Source organism: Vibrio sp. 1078-1 (assembly GCF_033340475.1).
This window is the reverse complement of the sequence record NZ_JAWOWM010000011.1, coordinates 95,967-117,298: the sequence shown is the minus strand read 5'-3', so window position 1 is coordinate 117,298 and position 21,332 is coordinate 95,967. Positions and strand designations below refer to the sequence as shown.

24 protein-coding genes and 1 pseudogene are annotated in these 21,332 nt (G+C 40.2%); 24 read left to right on the top strand and 1 reads right to left on the bottom strand.

All coding sequences use genetic code 11. From position 1 onward, the window contains the following. The first annotated feature begins 130 nt into the window (after window positions 1–130). The 3 genes from R7190_RS18710 (at window position 131) to R7190_RS18700 (ending at window position 1,568) form a co-directional block, all read left to right on the top strand. On the top strand, window positions 131–559 hold the full coding sequence (locus R7190_RS18710; RefSeq protein WP_014386653.1) for a hypothetical protein: 429 nt from the start codon (window positions 131–133) through the stop codon (window positions 557–559). Window positions 560–642: 83 nt separating this feature from the next. Beyond that, entirely contained in the window at window positions 643–1,089 is a 447-nt protein-coding gene (locus tag R7190_RS18705) for a hypothetical protein (protein ID WP_014386654.1), read from the top strand. Window positions 1,090–1,292: 203 nt separating this feature from the next. Next, window positions 1,293–1,568 (top strand): hypothetical protein, encoded by a 276-nt coding sequence (locus R7190_RS18700; RefSeq protein WP_014386655.1) that lies wholly within the window; start codon window positions 1,293–1,295, stop codon window positions 1,566–1,568. A gap of 36 nt (window positions 1,569–1,604) precedes the next feature. On the opposite strand, the gene R7190_RS18695 is transcribed toward R7190_RS18700, so the two are convergent. Beyond that, window positions 1,605–2,699, bottom strand: a complete 1,095-nt coding sequence (locus tag R7190_RS18695; protein ID WP_014386656.1) for a hypothetical protein — start codon at window positions 2,697–2,699, stop codon at window positions 1,605–1,607. A 231-nt stretch (window positions 2,700–2,930) separates the two neighbouring features. Here R7190_RS18695 and R7190_RS18690 point away from each other — a divergent pair, with 231 nt between their 5' ends. The 21 genes and pseudogenes from R7190_RS18690 to R7190_RS18585 all read left to right on the top strand — a co-directional run bounded on the left by R7190_RS18690 (window position 2,931) and on the right by R7190_RS18585 (window position 21,131). Beyond that, complete coding sequence (locus tag R7190_RS18690) at window positions 2,931–3,173, top strand: hypothetical protein (protein ID WP_014386657.1); 243 nt, start codon at window positions 2,931–2,933, stop codon at window positions 3,171–3,173. Window positions 3,174–3,192: 19 nt separating this feature from the next. Then, entirely contained in the window at window positions 3,193–3,453 is a 261-nt protein-coding gene (locus R7190_RS18685; RefSeq protein ID WP_014386658.1) for a hypothetical protein, read from the top strand. Between the two features lie 56 nt (window positions 3,454–3,509). Further along, window positions 3,510–4,487 carry a nuclease-related domain-containing protein gene (locus R7190_RS18680; RefSeq protein WP_032073006.1) on the top strand — a complete coding sequence of 326 codons (978 nt, stop codon included), beginning with the start codon at window positions 3,510–3,512 and terminating at the stop codon, window positions 4,485–4,487. A 129-nt stretch (window positions 4,488–4,616) separates the two neighbouring features. Further along, a complete protein-coding gene (locus R7190_RS18675; RefSeq protein WP_032073007.1) occupies window positions 4,617–5,336 on the top strand; it encodes a hypothetical protein in 720 nt (239 codons plus the stop codon). Between the two features lie 62 nt (window positions 5,337–5,398). Continuing rightward, window positions 5,399–5,756: pseudogene (locus tag R7190_RS18670) on the top strand (NYN domain-containing protein); the annotation flags it as partial. Between the two features lie 9 nt (window positions 5,757–5,765). Next, window positions 5,766–6,119, top strand: coding sequence for an OST-HTH/LOTUS domain-containing protein (locus R7190_RS18665; protein ID WP_250155127.1), 354 nt, complete (start codon window positions 5,766–5,768; stop codon window positions 6,117–6,119). Between the two features lie 291 nt (window positions 6,120–6,410). Continuing rightward, complete coding sequence (locus tag R7190_RS18660; protein WP_101905913.1) at window positions 6,411–7,370, top strand: radical SAM protein; 960 nt, start codon at window positions 6,411–6,413, stop codon at window positions 7,368–7,370. Then, window positions 7,367–7,759 carry a DUF6375 family protein gene (locus R7190_RS18655; RefSeq protein WP_101905914.1) on the top strand — a complete coding sequence of 131 codons (393 nt, stop codon included), beginning with the start codon at window positions 7,367–7,369 and terminating at the stop codon, window positions 7,757–7,759. Before R7190_RS18660 ends, R7190_RS18655 begins: the two co-directional genes overlap by 4 nt. A gap of 3 nt (window positions 7,760–7,762) precedes the next feature. After that, window positions 7,763–11,848: a hypothetical protein gene (locus R7190_RS18650; RefSeq protein WP_101905915.1), complete on the top strand. Its 4,086-nt coding sequence runs from the start codon at window positions 7,763–7,765 to the stop codon at window positions 11,846–11,848. A 635-nt stretch (window positions 11,849–12,483) separates the two neighbouring features. Further along, a complete protein-coding gene (locus tag R7190_RS18645) occupies window positions 12,484–13,140 on the top strand; it encodes a quinolone resistance pentapeptide repeat protein QnrVC6 (protein WP_032495607.1) in 657 nt (218 codons plus the stop codon). Window positions 13,141–13,765: 625 nt separating this feature from the next. Continuing rightward, window positions 13,766–14,239, top strand: a complete 474-nt coding sequence (gene dfrA46 / locus R7190_RS18640; protein ID WP_101905916.1) for a trimethoprim-resistant dihydrofolate reductase DfrA46 — start codon at window positions 13,766–13,768, stop codon at window positions 14,237–14,239. A gap of 134 nt (window positions 14,240–14,373) precedes the next feature. Then, the gene (locus tag R7190_RS18635; RefSeq protein ID WP_159066178.1) at window positions 14,374–15,099 is read left to right on the top strand and encodes a hypothetical protein; all 726 of its coding nucleotides are present in this window, start codon (window positions 14,374–14,376) and stop codon (window positions 15,097–15,099) included. A 234-nt stretch (window positions 15,100–15,333) separates the two neighbouring features. Continuing rightward, window positions 15,334–15,861 (top strand): hypothetical protein, encoded by a 528-nt coding sequence (locus R7190_RS18625; protein ID WP_000557529.1) that lies wholly within the window; start codon window positions 15,334–15,336, stop codon window positions 15,859–15,861. Window positions 15,862–16,006: 145 nt separating this feature from the next. Next, window positions 16,007–16,588: a hypothetical protein gene (locus R7190_RS18620; RefSeq protein WP_101905921.1), complete on the top strand. Its 582-nt coding sequence runs from the start codon at window positions 16,007–16,009 to the stop codon at window positions 16,586–16,588. A 569-nt stretch (window positions 16,589–17,157) separates the two neighbouring features. After that, a complete protein-coding gene (locus R7190_RS18615) occupies window positions 17,158–17,940 on the top strand; it encodes a ParA family protein (RefSeq protein WP_041154764.1) in 783 nt (260 codons plus the stop codon). 1 nt (window position 17,941) lies between these two features. Continuing rightward, entirely contained in the window at window positions 17,942–19,132 is a 1,191-nt protein-coding gene (locus R7190_RS18610; protein WP_014386680.1) for a ParB/RepB/Spo0J family partition protein, read from the top strand. A gap of 12 nt (window positions 19,133–19,144) precedes the next feature. Then, window positions 19,145–19,417, top strand: a complete 273-nt coding sequence (locus tag R7190_RS18605; protein WP_014386681.1) for a helix-turn-helix domain-containing protein — start codon at window positions 19,145–19,147, stop codon at window positions 19,415–19,417. A 140-nt stretch (window positions 19,418–19,557) separates the two neighbouring features. Continuing rightward, on the top strand, window positions 19,558–19,833 hold the full coding sequence (locus tag R7190_RS18600; RefSeq protein WP_014386682.1) for a hypothetical protein: 276 nt from the start codon (window positions 19,558–19,560) through the stop codon (window positions 19,831–19,833). 17 nt (window positions 19,834–19,850) lie between these two features. Continuing rightward, window positions 19,851–20,153, top strand: coding sequence for a hypothetical protein (locus R7190_RS18595; protein ID WP_014386683.1), 303 nt, complete (start codon window positions 19,851–19,853; stop codon window positions 20,151–20,153). A gap of 304 nt (window positions 20,154–20,457) precedes the next feature. Further along, window positions 20,458–20,889, top strand: a complete 432-nt coding sequence (locus R7190_RS18590; protein ID WP_046224216.1) for a hypothetical protein — start codon at window positions 20,458–20,460, stop codon at window positions 20,887–20,889. Continuing rightward, complete coding sequence (locus R7190_RS18585; RefSeq protein ID WP_014386686.1) at window positions 20,886–21,131, top strand: hypothetical protein; 246 nt, start codon at window positions 20,886–20,888, stop codon at window positions 21,129–21,131. The genes R7190_RS18590 and R7190_RS18585 overlap by 4 nt, the downstream gene beginning before the upstream one ends. Window positions 21,132–21,332 lie beyond the last annotated feature (201 nt).

The following is a 21,332-nucleotide window of genomic DNA, read 5'->3' as shown; positions in this document are numbered from 1 at the left end:
ACCACCAGCGGATTAAGCCAGCTGGTGGCGTGGGTGTGCTCTATGTTTATGGCCTCGATGGCGAGTTACTTGCCGAGGTGGATGCCGGAACTGGGAAAACCAGCGCAAATATGAATATCAAGGAGATAAAATGGCTAGTCAGTATCAATACAATCCATTTTTAATAGGGAAAGATACATTTACCTCCAGCAAAGTAGAGCTTTGTGAAGATGAGGTAAGACAATCGAAGCCACACTATCAGTTAATTTGTTTCGGTAGTTCTTCTCGGTATCCTCTATGGATAGAACTAGGGACCAACCAACTAGTTGGTGGTAATTATCATTGTTTCTATAATGATGATGAACTAAAAGCGTTATACACGTTATTTCAGCAAGATGCGCAACGACAAGGTTATTCTGACCAGAAGCAAAACTGTTGGGCTAAAACACCTAATCCTTTTCCTATCGAGTTTCTTGAGGGGATGCCACAAAGTCTATGGGCTTACTTTTACGAAAGTGGCCGTAGACAAGCCGCTTGTGAAAAAAGTGTTCAGGAATTACTACCCATGTTCGAAAAGTGATAAGTGCTTGACTGAATGTAATATTTAGCTTGAAAATCAGTCGAGTAAATAATGCCACTTTGAACAATGTAACAGGAACAAGAATGATGAAGAAAATTGGACTACTGCTAGCGACGTTAACTGCATTTTCAGCTCAAGCGGATGTTTTCCCTAAAACAGAAGTTGATGCGTATCTAATGGCGATGCACTCTATGGCCCCAGTTAACGCGAAATACACCATTCAATACAAGGCCGCAGTGGAAAGTAGCTGTAAGACAAAGCTTAGTATTGAACAATTAAGCTCACGCGACTTTGCCAATGTTGTACAAGCGCTTGTTAGTAGTGAAACCGTTGACCGCTTAGGGCTTGATGCTAGTGGTGGTTCCCTCACTGACACGCTTCAACTGGTAGGGGCTAATATTAATTGTTCCGACCTAAGTGCCCCGTATAAAGCGGTATTGAGTGATGTTGAGTTCAACAAGAAGCATCAGCATTTGTCGAAGGTACTGCACACTTGGGATCAAGTTGTTACTGAAAGTCAGTTGAACTAATTGTGCTATATTGCTGGGGGATGTGTTTGAGACTTTGGACAATTAGTTAAAGTTTGTGCAAAATTACATCACTGACCTGGCTGATGGCGTTTCTGCTTCGAACCTCAGCTTATTACTTATCGTGCCCCAGCAATAAAACCTCTTTGATTTCCCCCTTTAAATCGACATAATGAGCATATGTAGTCAATATAATGGTGATATGTATGTCTGGAGTCGTTTTCCATCAAGTAAAAGAAGGTGAGTTCCGCCGTCTCGCGGAGACTCGAACAATGACCAAACTAATTGCGCAGGAATCTAAACTGCATCCTAATAAGTTTCATTTGGTTGGGATTGATAGTGGTAAAGGAATCGCGTATGCAATTAGACATGGAAGAACCAGTGACTTGAGAGTGTGGAGGCTTGATATCCTGGTAAATCAGGTTAGAGACATGGGGTTTGAGAATATAGAAGTACAACTCATAAACAAAACCCACGCATGAAGCATGGGCTGATAGTCTTAACATGCCGAAAGGCACTTATTTTTCAAGAATATAATCACGAAAGTCGTGGTTCTCAATTTCCAACTTCCCACGCTCTGGGCTGTAAATTAGCTCAAGCGACTTCAATCGTGTGACTGCATTTTTCACCGACCATTTTGTAACGTCTGTTTCTGGGTCGCCAGTGAAAGCTTTCACTTTGTCTAGTCCTGTTTTGGTATAAAGACCTTTTGACTCATTGGCAGCAACAAGCTTTAGGATCGCCACTTCGATAGGTTTCAGTTGTTCGTATGTTTTTGAAAAGTGGTCCTCTGACTCGATACGATCAACGTCATAACGATGGACACCAATATCTAGGTCATGAACCATGTTCAGGGCCATATTCTTTAACATTTCAACAAACCGAGCGGGAGCGCGATTTTGTTTGATTAAGATTTCTAGGGCTTTGTGTTTGTCGAGTTCGACACCACCAGTGACATTTTTGAATGCGGCCAACTCGAATTCAACGAAATCCATATCCAGCTCTTCAAATATCTGGGTTTGGCTGGAGTTGTAGAATGGAGCCTTGTTGTCTTTGAATAAGCGACTTAACCCCTCTCTACTTGAACCTGTGAAGATGCATTTGACGTTGTTATCCTCTCTGTTCACTACAAAACTGCGTAGAGCTGCCGTAAACGAGTCAAATTCTTTGCGAGTAGCCAAATGTTGAACTTCGTCAAGCAACAGTAAAACAGGCATATCCAGCTCGTTTAAGCGTTGAAATACAGCGAACAAGTCAGCTCTCAGTTCTCCCTGAGAACGCTCTACTTCAACTTTGCCACCAGCTGCACTAAAACCTAACTTTTTGAAGTTGAGAGCTTTGCCAAGCTTATGTAGAAATCCTTCATTCCTTTCACAAGCATCAATGACGGATTTAATGAAGATGCCTTCTGGGTCGTCTTTTTGCATCCAAAAATCTACATAGATAGGTAAGACACCAAGTTCACGAGCCATAGGAATGATATCTTTTTGAATGAATTGAGTTTTTCCTCGCTTGCGTGGAGCGAAGATTGAAACTCGTTGAAGAAGACCTTTGTCCATCCCGTTAAGGATAAACGTAGCAAGCTGTGTACGAGGATAATGCCAGATATCCATTGTCGTGCTCCTTTGGTAAATTGTGTTATCAATGATACCACAAAATAGAATTGTGGTAGATTATTTAACACAACCAACCACAAATAGGATTGCCATCCTAAAGCAGATCACTCTTTTACTAAGTAGCTCTTTGTCATGTCCCTCAATTTGCCCAAAAAAGGGCAAGTTCTCATCTCTTAAAAAAATGTCATGTCGGTACACTAAGAGCATGATGCTCTGGAGATTGATCTTATGGATATGATAAACGGCTGGCTATATGAAGTTCAGAGAGCCCTTGATAGTTCTTTAGGTGATATACCCTTTGATTGGCGCTGGATTGCTGCTGTGATTGGGTTCTTTTTAATATGGAGGCTGTTCTCTTTTGGCTTTGCCATCGTTAAGTTTGTCATCGTTGCGGCAATAGCTGCTGCCATTTATGCTGCTGTTGTTGGCGATTCGTCAGGACTTGCTGGTGGTAGTTTCTTTGGATTTTAGTACAGTTTGGTAGCTAAATATGAGCATTCTGATATCGGATGGAAGTGAAACGCTCGATGCAGCAACCGCAATTTCTGAGTTGCCAGATTCGTACACGGGTCATTGTTCTGTCGTAACAATCAATGAAGAAATAGTTGCCACTGTACCTAACCCTCAAATTGCATTTTCTATTGCGTGTTACGCGATTGGAACAGAAGGGGGTTATGGAAGTGTTTATGTTCGTCCGGCCAAAGACGGTGAAATTCTCACCCATACAGATTTTGACAGTTGGGCGTACTAGCTGGACTTTCACATGTGAAAGTCTGCATAAAGAACTCGCATTTAAAAGGTGTTGATATGCCAATTATTACAACAAAGGCTATTAAAGCAGAAAGTAACTCAGAGGATAGTCGTATCATTGCAGGTGAAAAACAAGAGCGAGATGTGGCTTTTTATTTACGTCGAGCGTTTAAAGATAGCGAAGAAATTCACGTATTTAACGATTTTACCTTCACGTATAATGGTGAAAAAGCACAGATAGATCACTTAGTATTGCATAAATACGGTTTCCTAATACTTGAATCAAAAAGTATCTATGGGGAAGTCAAAGTTAACGAGAGTGGTGAGTGGTCCAGAAGTTATAAAGGTTATTGGTCAGGTATTCCTTCTCCGATCAAACAAGCTGAGTTGCAACAGCAATTATTGAAGAAAGCTCTTGTTGATAACGCTCCTAAGTTCCTGGGGAAAATGTTAGGTGTCCAGCAAAATGTTGGTGGCCGACGGTGGGACTCGTTATGCGTTGTTTCTAACTCGTGTATTTTGCACAGAGATAATATACCTGCTGACATTAACGAAAGAATCATTAAAAGCGAAGCTGTAGCTGATGCCGTTAGGAGAATAGGTGAAAAAGGAAAGCTTAAAGCGTTTTTAGCAACAGAACCTTTTTTTACTAAAGAAGAGTTGCATAGCATAACTGAATATTTATTGGATGAACTTTGTTCTAACAGGTCAGTCGATAACTCTGGCTCATTACATAAAGAACAGGAAAACGAAATGCTTGTTCGTAATGAGGTTGATTCAAAAAAAATCCGCTGTAAAAAGTGTGGTGAGGCTGAGCAGCTTACAGCATGTCATGGGAAGTTTGGTTACTTCGTAAAGTGTCTTTGTTGTGACACTAACACTTCAATGCGAACTCCTTGTGCTCATTGTGGAAGCAAGAGAGCTAAGGTAACAAAGAAAAAGTTAGAGTACTGGTTAAAATGTGAATGTTCAGAATCGTATTTGGTGTTTGTGCAAAAAGAGCGCGTGGAGTCTGAGCAAAATACCGTTTCTTAGACTTTCACATGTGAAAGTGGAGGGGAGGGGTTGCGTTTTCAAAAAGCATGATAAAGTAAGTATGAATATTAACTAAATGAGGTCCTTACGGCGATGCCGGAAGGGATCTTAAATACCGGAGATAAGACTATGATGATTCTAACCACTCTTTCTGAAAAACTAGATGACCAAACGAGCCGAGTATTCTGGCGTGTGGGCACTAAACGCAGTGGAATTCTTGATGTAAAAATCGACTTTTCCCATGAAGATTCTGATTTGATTTCAGAATTATCAGCCATTCAATACCTACTCTTTGAAGAAAAAGTAATGGGTCGAGAGCCGGGTTCTGGTTCTGGCTACAAACTCGTTGTGTCAAAGGGAGCAATCAAAAAGCTTGCCCGTGGTAAATCTACGAAAAAACATGCACAAAAGTTTGCAGCATTTCTTCAAAACCGAATGGCTGGAGTGCAAATAGAGGTATCACAAAGTCGTGAGTTCATGGCCGACCCAAAATCATGTGTAACAGTGCTCTTAGATGCAAATCGCCAGGAATATGCAAATACGCATGATGCCGTTGAAACACCAGCAATGGGGACCGTTTATGTTACCGCTCACGCTGTTGAACAGTATAAAGAGCGATTGAGCACTGGAGATCCCAAAAAGCCCTGGGCGAGTTTAGTCAATCGACTTAAACATCCTGAGTTGAGAATTCGAAATTTGCCTGCAAATGTTTTGGCCCATAAAGCGAAAAAATACGGTACTGCCGACAATGTAGAAGCTTGGGGGCATCCAACTTCCAAATTCACATACCTTATTGTTAACGATAATGGGCGTCGCACCTTAGTAACTGTTTTTGAGCGCGAACAATAACCTTGGAAGGAATAAAATTGGATAGTGCAACTAACTACATAAAGGATGGTCACGCACGGATTATGGGTAACAGAAAAATCGCTGTATTAATTGATTCAGAAAACACTCCACACTCAAAGCTAAACCTGATTATTGAAGAGCTTTCTAGTTTTGGGCAGATCATCGTTAAACGTGCATATGGCGATTTTTCTGCTGAACAACTAAAAAACTGGAAGCAGCCTTTGAATGAGTTAGCGATTCAAGCTAAGCAGCAATTTGCCTATATCTGGAAAAAACTCGACAGACTCTTTAATGATTATTGATGCAATGGATCTCTTGTACAGCCAAAGGTTTGATGCTTTTGCTTTGATATCCAGTGATAGTGACTTTACAAGTCTTGCTACGAGATTAAGAGAGTCGGAGATACACGTCATCGGTGTAGGAAAAGCGATGACTCCGACTTCGTTTAAAAACGCTTGTGATGACTTTGTAGCGATAGAGAACTTAAACGCTGATGTTGATCTTGGGGAGGCACAACCAAGCTCTAATCAAGACTCAGAACGCGAATTATGGCGATTAATGCATCAAGCTTGGCAGAACTATCGAGATGAATCGGGCTGGGCAAAACTAGGTGAAATAGGCAAGTACTTAAAGAGACTGAAGCCAGATTTTGACCCTCGAAACTACGGGTTGAAGAAGTTATCTGACTTTTTTGATAAATATCCAACGCGCTATAGAACCCGTAACACTAAACGCACTGGTATGGAGTTTCAGCTGATAACAAAGGCAAGCAAACAAAAATGATGTGCTGCCTTCGCTGACGACATACTGCAATCGGGTAACTCAAAAATGCCCCATTCTAAGCTAGAGCTGTTCTGTACCTCATTTCTAAGCGAGGTTATTTGACCTATTTTTTCTTATGTCACAAAGTGCCTATGGATTTGGTGGCAATTCAATGTACTCGCCATCTGTAGGAGTGAATTTTATAGGTAGGGTTGGCATGTTTGAAGTGACTAAGAGTAACCCTTTAGTTATTAGTTTCATCTTGTGCTGATATTGCACTGCGATCTAACCATTTAAGGTATTGAATAAACTTTGTATATAAAGAATAAAAATGGCGTTACCCAACACAACGAGTTCAAAATTAGAAAGGGGCCTGATGGTGTCCACTTATTTAGCCGCCAAAATGGGCTTAACATACTTCTAGATGATGAAATCCCACCTGAGTCCGATTGGACTCTTAGTCCTAGGCAGGTTTCTATCGCACTTACTAATAACTGTGACTTGAGGTGTGCGCATTGTTATGCGCCAAAGCATCGTTCAACTCTGGATAAAAGTAGAGTAAAAGATTGGTTGCTTGAAATGGATAGTATGGGTGTGTTTGGTATCGGCTTTGGTGGAGGTGAGCCAACATTGCATGAAGACTTGGTTGAACTTTGCCAGTTTGGACAAGAAGAAACCAAGCTAGCAATTAGCTTTACGACGCATGGTCATAGTTTAACTCCTGAACTAATATCTCAGCTAAAAAGTCATGTGAACTTTATTAGAGTAAGTATGGATGGAACTTATAGTAATTATGAGTCTATAAGGAAGAGACCATTTAAGCAGCTGTTAAGCAATTTAGAATTATTTAAAGGGCGTCTCCCATTTGGGATAAATTACGTAGTTAACAGCAAAACTATTGACGACCTACCAAATGCCTTGGAACTGTGCAAGGAGCTAGGTGCTGATGAGTTTCTGATTTTACCAGAGGTACCTGTGGGGTTTGGTAAAAAAATCGATGATGTAACACTAAGTAAATTAAAAGAAATTGTCGACAGTCGAAGAAAAACCACAAAAAGTATGAGGGTATCTATAAGCTCTGATTACAAAAATCAATTTGTCACTGCTATCGGTCTTCAGAAAGAGAGCGACCTGCAAGGCTTTGCGCATATAGATGCGTCAGGTGTTTTAAAACTGAGTTCGTTCGACAAGAATGGAGTTCCTATAGGTGGTGGTTCTCTAACTAATGCTTATCGTCAGTTAACAAATACTATAAGGGTTGAATTAGAATGAAAATTTGGCAGGGCTACGGTGCGGAGCACTCTTTAAATCTAGTAATCGTTGGTGAGTTCAAGGATGTAGAAAAGGCTGAAAATTTTGAGCAATTAGTATCAACGATTAGTTCTTTTCTATGCAGTGATGAATCGAATTTTGACGTGGATGCAGATAGATATGGTGATGAAGTGCTTGAGTTCCTTCGCAAGCAAAATCTGTTTTGTTTTTCTCCCCAACAATTAGCGCAATTTATGTATGACCAACGCCTCGAAAGAAAAGGTTCAAAGATAACCATATCTTCAGATGACGACCTGAATGTATTCATATCTTTACTGATTCATGAAGGAGCGAAGGTCGAATGCTTTTCAGCACACGATTATCCTGATTTAGTTAAAAAAGAGGATTAACTAGTGCTTGATTGGGCTAAGTTTGAACATGTAGCTGGAGAGCATCCTAACGCGCATGCATTTAGTTTTGAAAGCTTATGTAGAGGAATAGTCATTCGACAATTTCGAAATCATGGGCCAATAAAAGAGTTAAAAAATCAACCAGGAGTGGAGTTCCATCTTGAGCTTGATTGTGATGACCCAAGATTGGGAACAAAAGGGTTAAAGGTTGGATGGCAATGCAAATGGTTCCAATATAAGAGTGACGGTGGCTTAACTACCGGGGCAAAGAGCCAGATTAAACACTCGCTGGATACAACGAAAAAATACTTACCAGATTTAAATGTATGGATTCTTTGGACACACAAAACCTTAGCGAAGGCTGACCAAACTTGGTTCTATGATTTACAAACAAAATATGGCTTTACATTACATCTTTGGAATGAAAACGACTTAGAGTCTTATCTCTCAGGCCCAGCAACAGAGTTAAGGGCTAGTTATTTTGGAGAGCTGGCTTTAACACCAGATATGTTAAATGAACAGCATACGAATTCAGTGGCTCCGATTAGAAATCGTTGGATTCATGAAGTTCATCAATCTACGGGCGTAGAGAGAGATATAAGAAGAGTGCTCGGTGAACCTAGCGCATGGTCTGATATATATGCTGCGAAAGTTAAACTAGACGGTTATTTGTCAACTATTTCTGAGTTATCGAGGCATAAGGATTATGTAGATCTTTCGTCTGGTCTAGAAGAATTTATAGCCTTTTGTAAACAGGTTATATTTAGCTGTAAGGTCTTTGAGTCTACAGTGTCAGGCAGAGAAATAGGTAGAATTGCGAACTTTGCTCAATCTTCAGAGCAGACAAAAAACATAAGTCAGTTACTAAGGTTAACAAGAAGGCAGAACCTACCGCTTTCTCTTTATTTGACCAATGCGAATGCAGTTATCAAAGATATCAAAAAGCTGTTGTCAGAAGCTGTAGAACTGTTTTCTCATCAACTAGTAGCTGTTATTGGTAAAGCTGGCAGAGGTAAAACACAATTAGCTGCTGAAGTTACAAGCCAAAATGATGACAGGCTAGCTGGAATACTTCTTCATGGAAAAAAACTTCGTAAGGGGGGAACGCTTGATTCTCTGGTTCAAAATATGTCCTTTGCCTCTAACGAAGTTAGATCGTTTGAATTGTTGCTTTCAGCTATAGATTCGGCGGGAGAAAGAAATCGTTGTCGAGTTCCAATAGTTATTGATGGATTAAATGAGGCTGAAGACCCAAGAGAATGGAAGAACTTATTGGCAAGCATAGAGACTGTATTACCTCGATATCCAAATGTAGTTCTCGTCTGTACATTGCGAGATGGTTATCAGTCTCGGAAACATGTCGGTGCTGTCAGAGCTAATAGTTCATCAAGAGAAGGGTTTGCACAGCAAGCGCTCCCCAATGATTGCTTTGAGTTACTGTTAAAAGGGTTTAGTGACGAAGTAACTGTCCAAGCTATAGGTGCATACTTTAGATATTATAAGATTAGTGCTAATCCAATAGCGGCTCCGCAAAGTTTCTTCAGTCATCCTTTAAACTTGAAAATCTTTTGTGAAGTTATGAATCGCCCAAGGAAGACTTGTGTGGTGGTTCAAAGTTTTCCGTCATCCATATACTCATTGTTTAAAGAGCAAGTCACACATATCGGACAAACTATCTCTGAAATGACTAACCTGTCTATCAGATACACAATTACTGAGGTAGAAAACGCAGTCTACTACTTAGGCGAAGCTCTGTGGGAAGCAAACGGTAGAGGTGTTTTAGAAACAGACTTTTTGCGGAAGTATAATCCACAGTCGACAGATTGGGACAGTAATATTGTCAACTTGCTATCTCAAGAAGGTTTGATATTCAGAGATCTGGTTCGTCGTGGAGAATATCGCTTAAGCCCAGCGTATGATCGACTAGGTGGATACATTATAGCTTTCTATTTAATGGAGCACTATTGTCTAAATCGAGACGTATCGCTATTTAGTTCACAAGGTTTTTTAGCGAAAATTTTCGAAGATGTGACTTTACAGCATGAGCTGTCAGAGGACATCCTACATGCACTTGTCGCTATTGCACCGCAGTATAATCTGCCACACATTTGGCAAATAGTTCCTTCAACATACAAAAACGAAGTTTTAAGTTTGTCGCATTTGATTGAACCTAATTTCATTTGTGATGAAACAGTATGCGAATTGAAAAACTTAATACTTAATGAAGGGTTGAAACAAAAATATATTGAATCTTTAGGAGACGTACGATTCGCAATATCTCACCCTCTAAACGCAAAGTTTCTAAGTGATATATTGTTAGACATGTCTATGGTGGACAGAGATCTTTCATGGGGAGAGTACTTTCGAAGAAACCATGATGAATTGATAAAAGGCATTCGATTTAGGGCTGAATGTTGGAAAAATAGAGAGTTTTCAGATCCAGAAATAGAAAAACTAAGGCTAATTACAACAATTTGGTTCCTTAACTCAGTCGTAACTGAGCTAAGAGATGTTTCAACTGAGGCTTTAGTCTACTATGGAGTGCATAACACTAAGAGTTTCCTAGAAATAGTCAAACCTATTCTAGTGGCTGATGATGAATATATATTAGAGCGGATAATTGCAGCATGTTACTCAATAGTCAGTATTTCTTTGGATAAATCTGAAAACTTAGGTGAGATAGAGGCGTTCAGCAAACACATAGTAGCTGTTTTTTTCAGCCATGATTCGAAGTACGCTACAACCAACATATTGGTTAGAGAATATGCCTCATGTCTAGTGAAGCGTGCGAGTTTGGAATCTCAAATTAATATTAGTGAATCAGAAGTTAAAGCAGCTACTGAACCTTTTGAACAAATGCCCAGAAGTGAATGGAATGAAGAAATAACTGATGGTATGAGCGGGCATTTATCTCCTCTTAAAATGGATTTTGAGAACTATACTATTGGTCGTTTGGTTAAAGATCGTAGCAATTACGACTATGAACATGAGGCTTATGCGAAAATTCGTAATCAGATACTATGGAAAGTATATGATTTGGGGTGGAGCGAGGACAAATTTGGCAACTTAGACAATCAAATTTCTTCGAGCGGTTATCACCGGAGACACGAAACAAAAAAAGTAGAGCGCTATGGCAAAAAGTACTCTTGGATAGCGTACTACCAAATGGCAGGAAAACTACTCGATTCGGAACAGTTGGAGTTCTGGGGGGGAAGGTTTATAGAAGGAATTGACCCTTTCTTTCCTAGTAAAAGGTTAAAAATCTACCCTCTTAGTGAAAAAATGTACTTAGGCGATGAAGGGTTAACTACAGAAGAATGGATTAACTATTCGGAAGATCCGAATCTGGTTCATCTCAGCGATTGTGCAAGTTCTGAAAATGAAAATTTGATTTTGGTTGATGCATTTATAGTCGAGGAATCTGAGGAATTAAATCGTCATTTCTATGCTTCTGTAAACTCCTTTTTAGTTTTCGATGAGTCGTTGAAAGACTTTGATTTTGATAGCGAGGAATCTAGCAAATTGGAGTTCCCCGAAATCGCCAAATTATCTGATGTTTATTTGGGAGAGCTTTATAGCTCGTGGAGTAAAAGCCTTGAACCCCAAGTTATCAAGGAAGAAGATGGTGAAGAAGAAATAGAAGTTGAATCAAACGTGTTCTTTGATGGAAGTGCTTTTGTAAGAACATCTGGAACACATACAATGACTGTTCCTAAATATAAGGAGCATTCGCTTAAAGATTTTATCATCGAATATAGTTCGGAACATTCAAGTGGTAGTTTTTCTATGCCGATGCTAGCTGCTAGTTTTGTTAAAGAGCATGCGCTTAAGTTTGACTGTGAGCGGCTTTGTTACTTCAAAGACGGACAACAAATCTCAAAGTATATAGTTGAAGATCTAGACGGATACTCTAACTCTCGGAAAAGATTCTACTTGGATAAAGAATTCTTAACTGCTGCACTGAAATCTAGTGGCTTAAGAATAATAACTCGGATTAAGGGTGAAAGAAGAGTTTCTGACGTCGGGTATAGTGGGGATTTTGCGTACAAAGATTTTGAAAGTATAGACTTTCTGAGAGCTAATTATTGATTGGAAAGGGAATGCGTAACACATTCCCTCTGTTATTTTTAGTGGATGAACAAAAATGGGCACTAAGATCGAGGTTTTGCCGTACCTCAGGTAATCCGTTAAATTCTAATTTAGCAAAGTCACTGACACGTTTCTGTCCAAAACCTTCACCGGATGAATTTTTACCCGTGGCATTTTCCAACTCAAAAATGCCCCAAAACAATTCAGATCAAAAGTTCTCGCTCACTTAGTTCACAGTACTTTCCCCTATCAAAAGTTATCCGAAGGAGTTTGGGTAGCAGCATTTTTCTGAAATTATAAGGCATCATGCAATCTAACCTCCGTTAACTTTCATTAACCTATTGATTACACGTTGATGGGGTATTAAAAAGGTTGCATCATAGGAATATGAAAGACGGCTAAAAGCCGCATAGAAAGCGTTATGTGCTTTCTCTAAAACTCACCAGGTTCACCAAAACTTTTTTCTAGCTGGCCGCATCGCTTATTTTGAATTAGCACCCTTTAAAATGCCATTTTGATGCCTTATCTTGGCTAAAACGGGGTGTTTTAAGTGTCTGTTTTTATTGGTTTTGTTTTTGTTGAGAACTTTCAGGTAAATGGTAGTCTTCAAATCAAATGTTTTTTGGAGCTACAGCATGGAAAAATCAAAGCAATTATATAATCAAGTGAACTTCTCACATCAGGACTTGCAAGAACATATCTTTAGCAATTGTACTTTTATACATTGTAATTTTAAGCGCTCAAACCTTCGAGATACACAGTTCATTAACTGTACTTTCATAGAGCAGGGGGCACTGGAAGGGTGCGATTTTTCTTATGCTGATCTTCGAGATGCTTCATTTAAAGATTGTCAGCTTTCAATGTCCCATTTTAAGGGGGCAAATTGCTTTGGTATTGAACTGAGAGATTGTGATCTTAAAGGGGCAAATTTTAGCCAAGTTAGTTTTGTAAATCAGGTTTCGAATAAAATGTACTTTTGCTCTGCATACATAACAGGTTGTAACTTATCCTATGCCAATTTTGAGCAGCAGCTTATTGAAAAATGTGACCTGTTCGAAAATAGATGGATTGGTGCAAATCTTCGAGGCGCTTCATTTAAAGAATCAGATTTAAGTCGTGGCGTTTTTTCAGAAGACTGCTGGGAACAGTTTAGAGTACAAGGCTGTGATTTAAGTCATTCAGAGCTTTATGGTTTAGATCCTCGAAAGATTGATCTTACAGGTGTAAAAATATGCTCGTGGCAACAGGAGCAGTTACTGGAGCAATTAGGGGTAATCATTGTTCCTGACTAAGCGCAAGATTCGGCTACGCACATAACAAAGCGTTTAAGACAGATTCGCAACGCTGGGCATTTTCGGTTTGCTTTGAATTTAGTGTTTACGGCACAATGGTTTAGGTTGGGTGGCATGTTGCTCACTACTTAACGCGGCGTTAGCTTAAAACATTAAAAATCAGTTGTTTGTGGTTTTTCTTTCTTCCTTCGGCCATTCGCTCTGGTTCCACGGCAAATCCACATTGTTTGTCAACATGAGTTTCGAACAGTTGCCTCAATTGAGTTTTGGGACTGCGCGAGGTTCGCCAGTTTGGTGCAAAGTCGCTTTGGAGGTTTTGTTTTAGCTTTGAATTTTCCGAAAGTGATTTATCAAAATTTTCGGGTTTTCAAATCGCATGAAAGGCCACAAAGTTTGAGCCAATTCGGGTTTCAAAGCTTAAGTGGTTTGTTGATTTTCCAAATCGGTTTAATCTCAGGCTTGGTAAATCTAAGGTGCTGAAATTTAAGCTAACAAACTGCTTAAGCGGGATTCGCAATGCGTGGCATTTTCAGCATGCGGTGAGTTTTGTGATTAAGGCGGTGTGCAGTGGCTCTTGCAGTGCATTGCTCACCCCTTAGCAGGGCGTTAGCCCTCAGGAGGAAAAATGAAAATATCCATTATGGCAGCTGTTTCCGAGAATGGAGTAATTGGCTCTGGATTGGATATACCTTGGCATGTATATGGTGAGCAGCTCCTGTTCAAAGCTATGACTTACAATCATTGGCTTTTAGTCGGTCGTAAAACTTTCGACTCAATGGGTAAACTTCCGAATAGAAAATATGCTGTGGTTACTCGTACTGAAATGGTCTCGAATGATCCTGATGTTGTTTATTTCACAAGCGTTGAATCGGCTTTAGCTTACTTAGACAACACGACAACACATGTCTTTGTTTCTGGTGGTGGTGAAATTTACAAAGCATTAATCGAACAAGCAGATGTTATCCATCTTTCAGTGATTCATAAGCACATCTCTGGCGACGTGTTTTTCCCTTCAGTTCCACAGAGTTTCAAGCAAACATTTGAGCAAAGTTTCAGTTCAAATATTGATTACACGTACCAAATTTGGACAAAGGGCTAACAAATTGTTCAAGAGGGATTCGCAACGCGTGGCATTTTTACTATGCGTTAGTTTTAGTGTTTAAGGTGGTATGCGGCGGCATCGGTATTGCGTTACTCACCCCTTAACAAGGCGTTATGTTTTATGAGGATTTCATGGGGTTAAGTGATTTTCAGAAGAAAGTGTTTGAAATGTCATCTCGTACGAAGGGACATTCGGGTTTTGCAGCTAAATCTAGCATTCGTTATGTCGAACGGGCTTTTGAACTAGCGAGAACAATGCCTGAAGTGGCAGCGTTTTTAGCTATCACTGCTGAAGAGGAGGCTGCAACAGCTTTATTTATTGCTATTAAAAGTAAAGGATATCTTCGTTCTAATGAACTAAGGATGCATGATCATAAGCATAAGGGTGGCCTTTACCCATTTTTAACTCTCCTAGGCGTTGCATTGAAAGTAAGTGAAATTCCATATCAGCTAGTTGTAGAAAGCTGTAATGGTCGAGATATACTTAAGACTCAGTTACAGATCGGCGACTTTAGTTTCCAACCAGAGCCACCACTTAGCCAGGTTAATGTGGACGCTTCAGGCAATGCTAAAGATTACCTGCACGAAGTGCGTGCGGTTGCATCTGAGCGAGGAATTACGTCAATATTTCAATACATTAAAGATACTGCTAACAAAAGGAATTTATTGTTATATGCATCCGCGACTAATTTGCCTAGTGTCGAAAATATTCAGTCAGAGCTTCAGAGACATATCGGCGCAACGATACTGATCCACATAATCTATCTTTTGATTGCTCAGCATGGTAAGCAGAATTTGGTTGAAGAGTGTCTGGATGTATACTTGAAGGTTCAGCATAATCTTGAAAATAAAACATAACAAAGCGTTAAAGAGGGATTCGTGCCGCGTGGCATTTTTGGTATGCGGTGATTTTGGTGGTGAAAGTGGTCTGCGGAAAGCTGGTTTAGGCGGCACTCACCCCTTAACGCGGCGTTAGCTGCACTTGCCAGAATTGGCGCTTATGTATAGGATTATTAGTGACTTGTGGTTACTCGAAAGGTAATCGCCCATTACGCAGGTGAAACTGCAACATCAAGTGAAATTGAGGTTAATATGCATACATCTTACTCTACACTATTTACAACGATCTACGACGAAACTGCTCCTATCGGAAACCTTGGTCGCGGAACTCACTATTCAATATTACGCTCTACAGAAAGTTGTAACTCATTATTAGACGATCTTAATCACTTCCAAATTCATGATTTCGCTGTTATTTGGGATGAAGATCATGACACAAGAATTATCAATATAATTGAGAAGTTATATCTTTCTAAGTTGTTATCTCCCGTTGTGTTTATCGGGGAACGTAAAGGTGGTGTAACTGCCATCGTTGAAAAAGAATTTTATTATTCTAGTGGTTCGTGCGCTTATTTTCGTTCTAGGTTAATCGATATAGCAAAGGATTCCAATGATCCTTGGTGCGTAGAAGTTGGTTACTATGATCGTGAAACTGATTCAGTCTGTGTATCTAGTGAAGTCATTATCAATGCTCCAAGAAAGCAAGTATCCACATACCTTAACAATATCGATAATCTTTGGAAATTGGGGCTTAAGGAACACACTGTGACTTGCAGCTAACAAACGCTTCAAGAGGGACAGCCAACGCGTGGCATTTTTACTATGCGTTGGTTTTGGTTGATTACGGTGTTATGCGGTAAGTTAGTAGTGGCGTTGGCTGCCCCTTAAGCGGGCGTTATGCTTCAGTTTGTAAATCGGAGTACGAATGGAGAATTTATTTGTAGGTTTAGTTGGTGTTTTATTAGGCCATTACATGACTATCAGGCTTGCGACTAAGAAAGCTAATTTGCAGGAAAGAGCTTTCTACTTTGAGCTTGAAATATTACTAGATAAATACAAAGTTGACTTGTCGCATAAATACGATGATTTTATTAATCCTGTCAAAGATAAATATATAGTAGGAGTGCCTGTTATTGATATGTCTTTGATTAATGCTCTTATGGTCGAGTTAGCAGGCACTGAAAAGGTCCTAAACCAAGAGATTAGAAAGCTGATTATTCATACAAGCAAGTTTTCAGAGGACTTGCTTGTTAGTGCAAAAGAGAGAGAAAGTTATAACAAAGTAAACTCGCAGAACACGGAGGAATTCTCAAGGTTAACAAAAAAAATGTTAATCGAAGAGGTTCAATTAGTCTTTTATCTATATAAGCTAATCAGAGATAAAGACCAATTTATCTTTGGTGAATACAAATTACTAGAAATGGCGAAAGTTGCGTGTAATGTGGCTGATATTGGTTTTGATATGAAAATTTGGCAAAAAATCATGCCAAGTAGCACTGATGGCTAAGAAGCATAACAAGTGTTTAAGGTTTCAAGATACTTTATCTAATCTCAGATAAGCGCGTTAGAGTCATTAATCTAACGCGTTTATGTCCAAAAGTTTGCTAGAGATTGAACAAACTTTGTCATTTCCACAGTGCTTCTGGTAACAATGCACCTTAAAAATGATCAAACTTTAACTTTTGCATCCTGTCGCTGATATTGAACTAGCAAGGGAGTATTACGTCAGGTCTAGACGCCCAGTAATTTCAGAGAGCCCAGTAGCTATTGAGGATTTGGCTGACAATAATCCAATCCAGAACCAAGAAACTAAAGAAGACTTGCTAACCGAAAAAAACAAGCGCAAGGTAATATTGGATTGAGACAGGATGCACATTGTTCTGTCGATACAGTTCACCTAAACATTGATGATTTTTCTCGCGGCCCTTTGAGGCCGTTTTTTTATCTGTAATTGTTATGTTAGTACCACGATATGACATTGCAGTATCATAAAGTGAGTGTTAGAATCTTTCACATGTGAAAGTGGCGATGTTTCGTCACTAGGAATCTCATTTGCAATCGGAGAGCGAGGTAAACATGGCAAAAGCTATCGCCTATGCCAATCAGAAGGGAGGCGTGGGTAAAAGTACTATCTGTATCCAGCAAGCCTTCGATTTGGCAGAAAAAAAGAAAAAAGTCCTGGTACTGGATTTCGATGGTCAGGGTAATACATCTTCACGTTTGGCTCCTCGTGTGGAGTTGGAAGATGGCAGCTACGAGCCAGTATATAGCGGTACTAAAGTAGCTGAATTGTTCCTTGATAACTGCTCAAGCATTCAAGTAACGGAGTGTCCATGTGGTGTTGATTTGATTTACACGCCCAAAAACGATCCGGATTTGTTTGAGATGGAGGCAGTGCCATTGGAACAAGCAATGAACCCAGCTCGACACTTAAAAGAACTAATCAAAGACTATGATTACGTGTTGATTGATTGCCCACCGAGTCTTGGCCGTAAGCTGGTTGCTGCACTGATGATTGCGACGCATGTTGTATGTCCTGTAAAACTATCTGGCTTTGCGGTTGATGGTGTAGAGGGCTTGCTGACGACCATTATCGGTGTTCAGCAACAGCACAATCAAAACTTAGAAATCCTGGGCATTGTCATCAATGATATGGATCGTTCAGTGAACCACAACAAATCGTTTACTGAGCTGAAAAAAGCTATCCCAGAGTTGATCTTTAGTAACATTATTCAACACCGTCCACCGCTTGATTCTGCAACTACAGATGGAGTTCCAGTATGGTCTCTTCGCTATGGTCATGTAGCAGCAAAAGAAGTGCGAGCGGTGCTGGACGAGATTGTAGAGAAGGTAGGTTAAGATGAAACTAAATAACCTAAAAAACCTCAACCAGTTAGCTCAAGCCGCCCAAAAAAAGCAGCCAGATGGTAAGGTAATTCTGACGGTTCCTGTTGATGAAGTTATTTCAAAAGAACAGGTTCGTAAACGGTTCCGTAATATCGAGGAACTGGGTGATTCAATTTTGGAAGAAGGCCAGCAATCCGCGATTGTGGTCTACCCGAAAAATGAAGACGGCAAATATGTCATTCAAAAAGGCGAACGTCGCTGGAGAGCATGTAAAGCCAAAGATATTCCAACAATTGACATCGTTGTTAACGAAAAAGAACAAACGGACTTGGACGAAACAGCGGGAGAATTGATAGAGAATATTCAGCGCGATGATTTGGCTGCACTTGAAATTGCTAATGCTTTACAAGTATTCATTGATAATGGGTGGCAGCAAAAAGACGTTGCAAAACGTATCGGTAAGAACACAATTTTTGTTTCAACGCACCTTTCATTATTAAAAATGCCTGACTGCGTTCGAGAATTATACGATAATGACATTACAGCTGATACGGAAACACTCAATAACTTACGTTTGCTATTCGAACTGAATGAAGAGCGATGCCGGGCTGTCTGTGCCGTTGCTATGAGTGATGGCATGACACGTAAGCAAAGTCGTGAGTTGTTGAATGATGCAAAACGTATCAAGAATGGTGATGAACCAACTTCAAATGAAGATGGTGCAGTAACCAATAACTCTGAGCAGGATAATAATTCGAATTCTGACTCAGAATTGGGTGAAGAGAAGGGTGGCAACTTTACACAAAGTGATGTGGAAAGTTCTGATGATACAACGGGCGATAATGTTGTTCATCAAGCTACGGGAGAGGAATTTACTTCTGATGATGCTTCATCTCAAGGCGATACAAACGCGCCGGGTGATAAGCAGGTTGATGAAAGTGATGATGCAACCGATGATGCCGAAGAAGAAGGCATTGAACCTCCTCTTGCAAAAGGTAAAGACTGGAAAGGGGCTGACCCACGTAAGTTAGTCATCACCGTGAATATTATCGGTGAGAGTGAAAATAAGCGTGGTGTACTGATGACAGATCGTATTGCTACTGAACCAAATGTGGTTTGGGTTAAGACTCTTGTTGGTGAGAAAAAGGAAGTAAAGCCAATAAAAGTAGCGGTGACTGACATCGAGCTCGTAAGCGTTGAGTAAGGTAAGTATGGAATGAAGTTATCTCAGGATATGAGTCGCAAGTTTGAACTGGTAAATGCGCTGTCTAAGTTAGATAAGCCCAGCTTGCACGATCTCCATTCAGAGACCAAGATTCCTGAGTCCACTATTAAACGCCAACTGGCGATGCTTCGTGATGAGTTTGATATGAAAATTATATTCATCCGTGAATCGAGGGGAGAGCGAGGAGCTACAGGCTACTATATGATAACGGACTGGGGTATTTTGGACCGTGAGAAGTTCATCTTGCGGCACGGAAAGCTCTGATTGTAATATCCAACCTCAAATTAGCCCTGGCATTGCGCCGGGGCTTTTTTATGCCTGTAGACTTTTAAAATTTTATAAGCATTATAAAGTGATGCTGTAATATTGAGGAGGTAGCTCCTTTAGTTTTTTGGAGGTCTCAAATGAAAGTTCTTCATCTCCCTGTGAAAGCTCTGTATTTCAGACAAATGCAAACCGGGGAAAAGAAGTATGAATATCGTCTTCAAACGGATTACTGGCGGAAACGTCTGGAGGGTCGCGAGTATGATGAGGTGCATATCAAGCTTGGCTATCCAAAATCTGGGGATACCGAGAAGATTTTAGTTCGACCGTGGAAAGGTTTTGAGGAGATGGTTATTACTCACCCTCATTTTGGTGATGCTCCCGTTAGCGTGTTCGCAATCAAGGTCAATGAGTAATAGGAGATGTACTGATAATGGATTCAGAATTGAAGCAAGAAAGCAAATTTTACCGGGACTTTGAAGATAAGTTGCTACACGTTATAGCAAAAGCCCATGTGATAAACCTGAGCTGTATGAGCAAAGGTGAAGCAATGCGACTGGTTGCTCATTTAGAAAACCTAAACCCTGAAAAATATCCAGAATTTTATGGGGTTAGCAAGTCGCTAATAAACGTTACGAGTTCAAATCTGATTGTTACATTGAACAACACTATTCAAAAAATGAGTTCAAGTCTGTCTGCGCGATTGGCTTTGATCAATCCTGAAAATACCCGCTAGTTTGTACAGAAAAGGGCAATTACTCCCATTGGTATATAGCGTAGGTAGGGGCATGATTGCCCTTGTATCTAAAAAAGTAGCGAGGCTCCGATAATGAATGAGCAAAAGAACCGGGCATTCTGTGAGCAGATGGCTGCGGCAACGGTAGAGCTTGGGACACAAGAGGCACTCTTGTATGGCTAGGTACATGATAGCCATCGCACACGATCAGGGAATCTCATTACAGTTTGAGTGCGATCTTGGTTCTTTAGAAGTCCAACCAAATGAAATACTGATAAAACACTAAAAATTACAGGAGTTGGCTATGAGCAATGCACTGAGAGTTATTACAAAACAACTTTCAAAAGAGTCTGATCCCGCGTTCTTAGAGTTTACAGCTCGGATAGTTGAATCTATTGAATTGGTTTTAGGTTATGAACCAACAGTTGAGAAAGTACGCGACTTGTTGGGAAACAAGAAAAAAACCGTAGCCTTGTTGAATTCTAGTCACAATGAGTCCGTTGTTAAGTTAGCTCTGGAGATCTCACAGTACGACGATAGCCACTACGACACATTACTTTCGGCAGGTATGTCTGCTTTAAACCGATACTTGTCAAAGAATAGCGGTTCTGTTTCTGGTTGTATGTTCATGCCTGGAGATATCACTGCGAAAGAGTTGGCCGAACGATTTAACGGAGAATGGATGTTCTTTAGCGATGATAAGAAGCTTTCACTTACTACAGGAGAAATGTCGTGACGGAACAAAACGAAATGGTGGCATTAGATGGCTATAAATTGCATTCCAAAGTAAAGCGCTTTTTTATTTACGTGTTTATAGCTATGGCTGCCCTGAACTTTATTCAGTTGATTACCAATTTTTACTTACCAGAAAAGCTCTTAATTATCGCAAATGGATTCGCATTAATTTGTGCTGTTTTGAGCGTTATTGATAAGGCCCACTTGTGGGAAAAAACAAGCAGTGATGGGGAAGGCCAGTGAATCGACGTAGACTGTATTTTTTGATAGCGTTCTTGGGTTCGTTGGCATTAGTCAGTGCAAAATTGAAATGGCCTGGGTTCATTGTTGGTGGTATGAGTATTGGTTTTGCTCTTCGATGGTTTCTCATCCACCAGCCTCTCAATCAAGATTCTCGCCCGTTAGAACGAATCGTAACGATCTCTGGAATAGGGCTTTTCATGG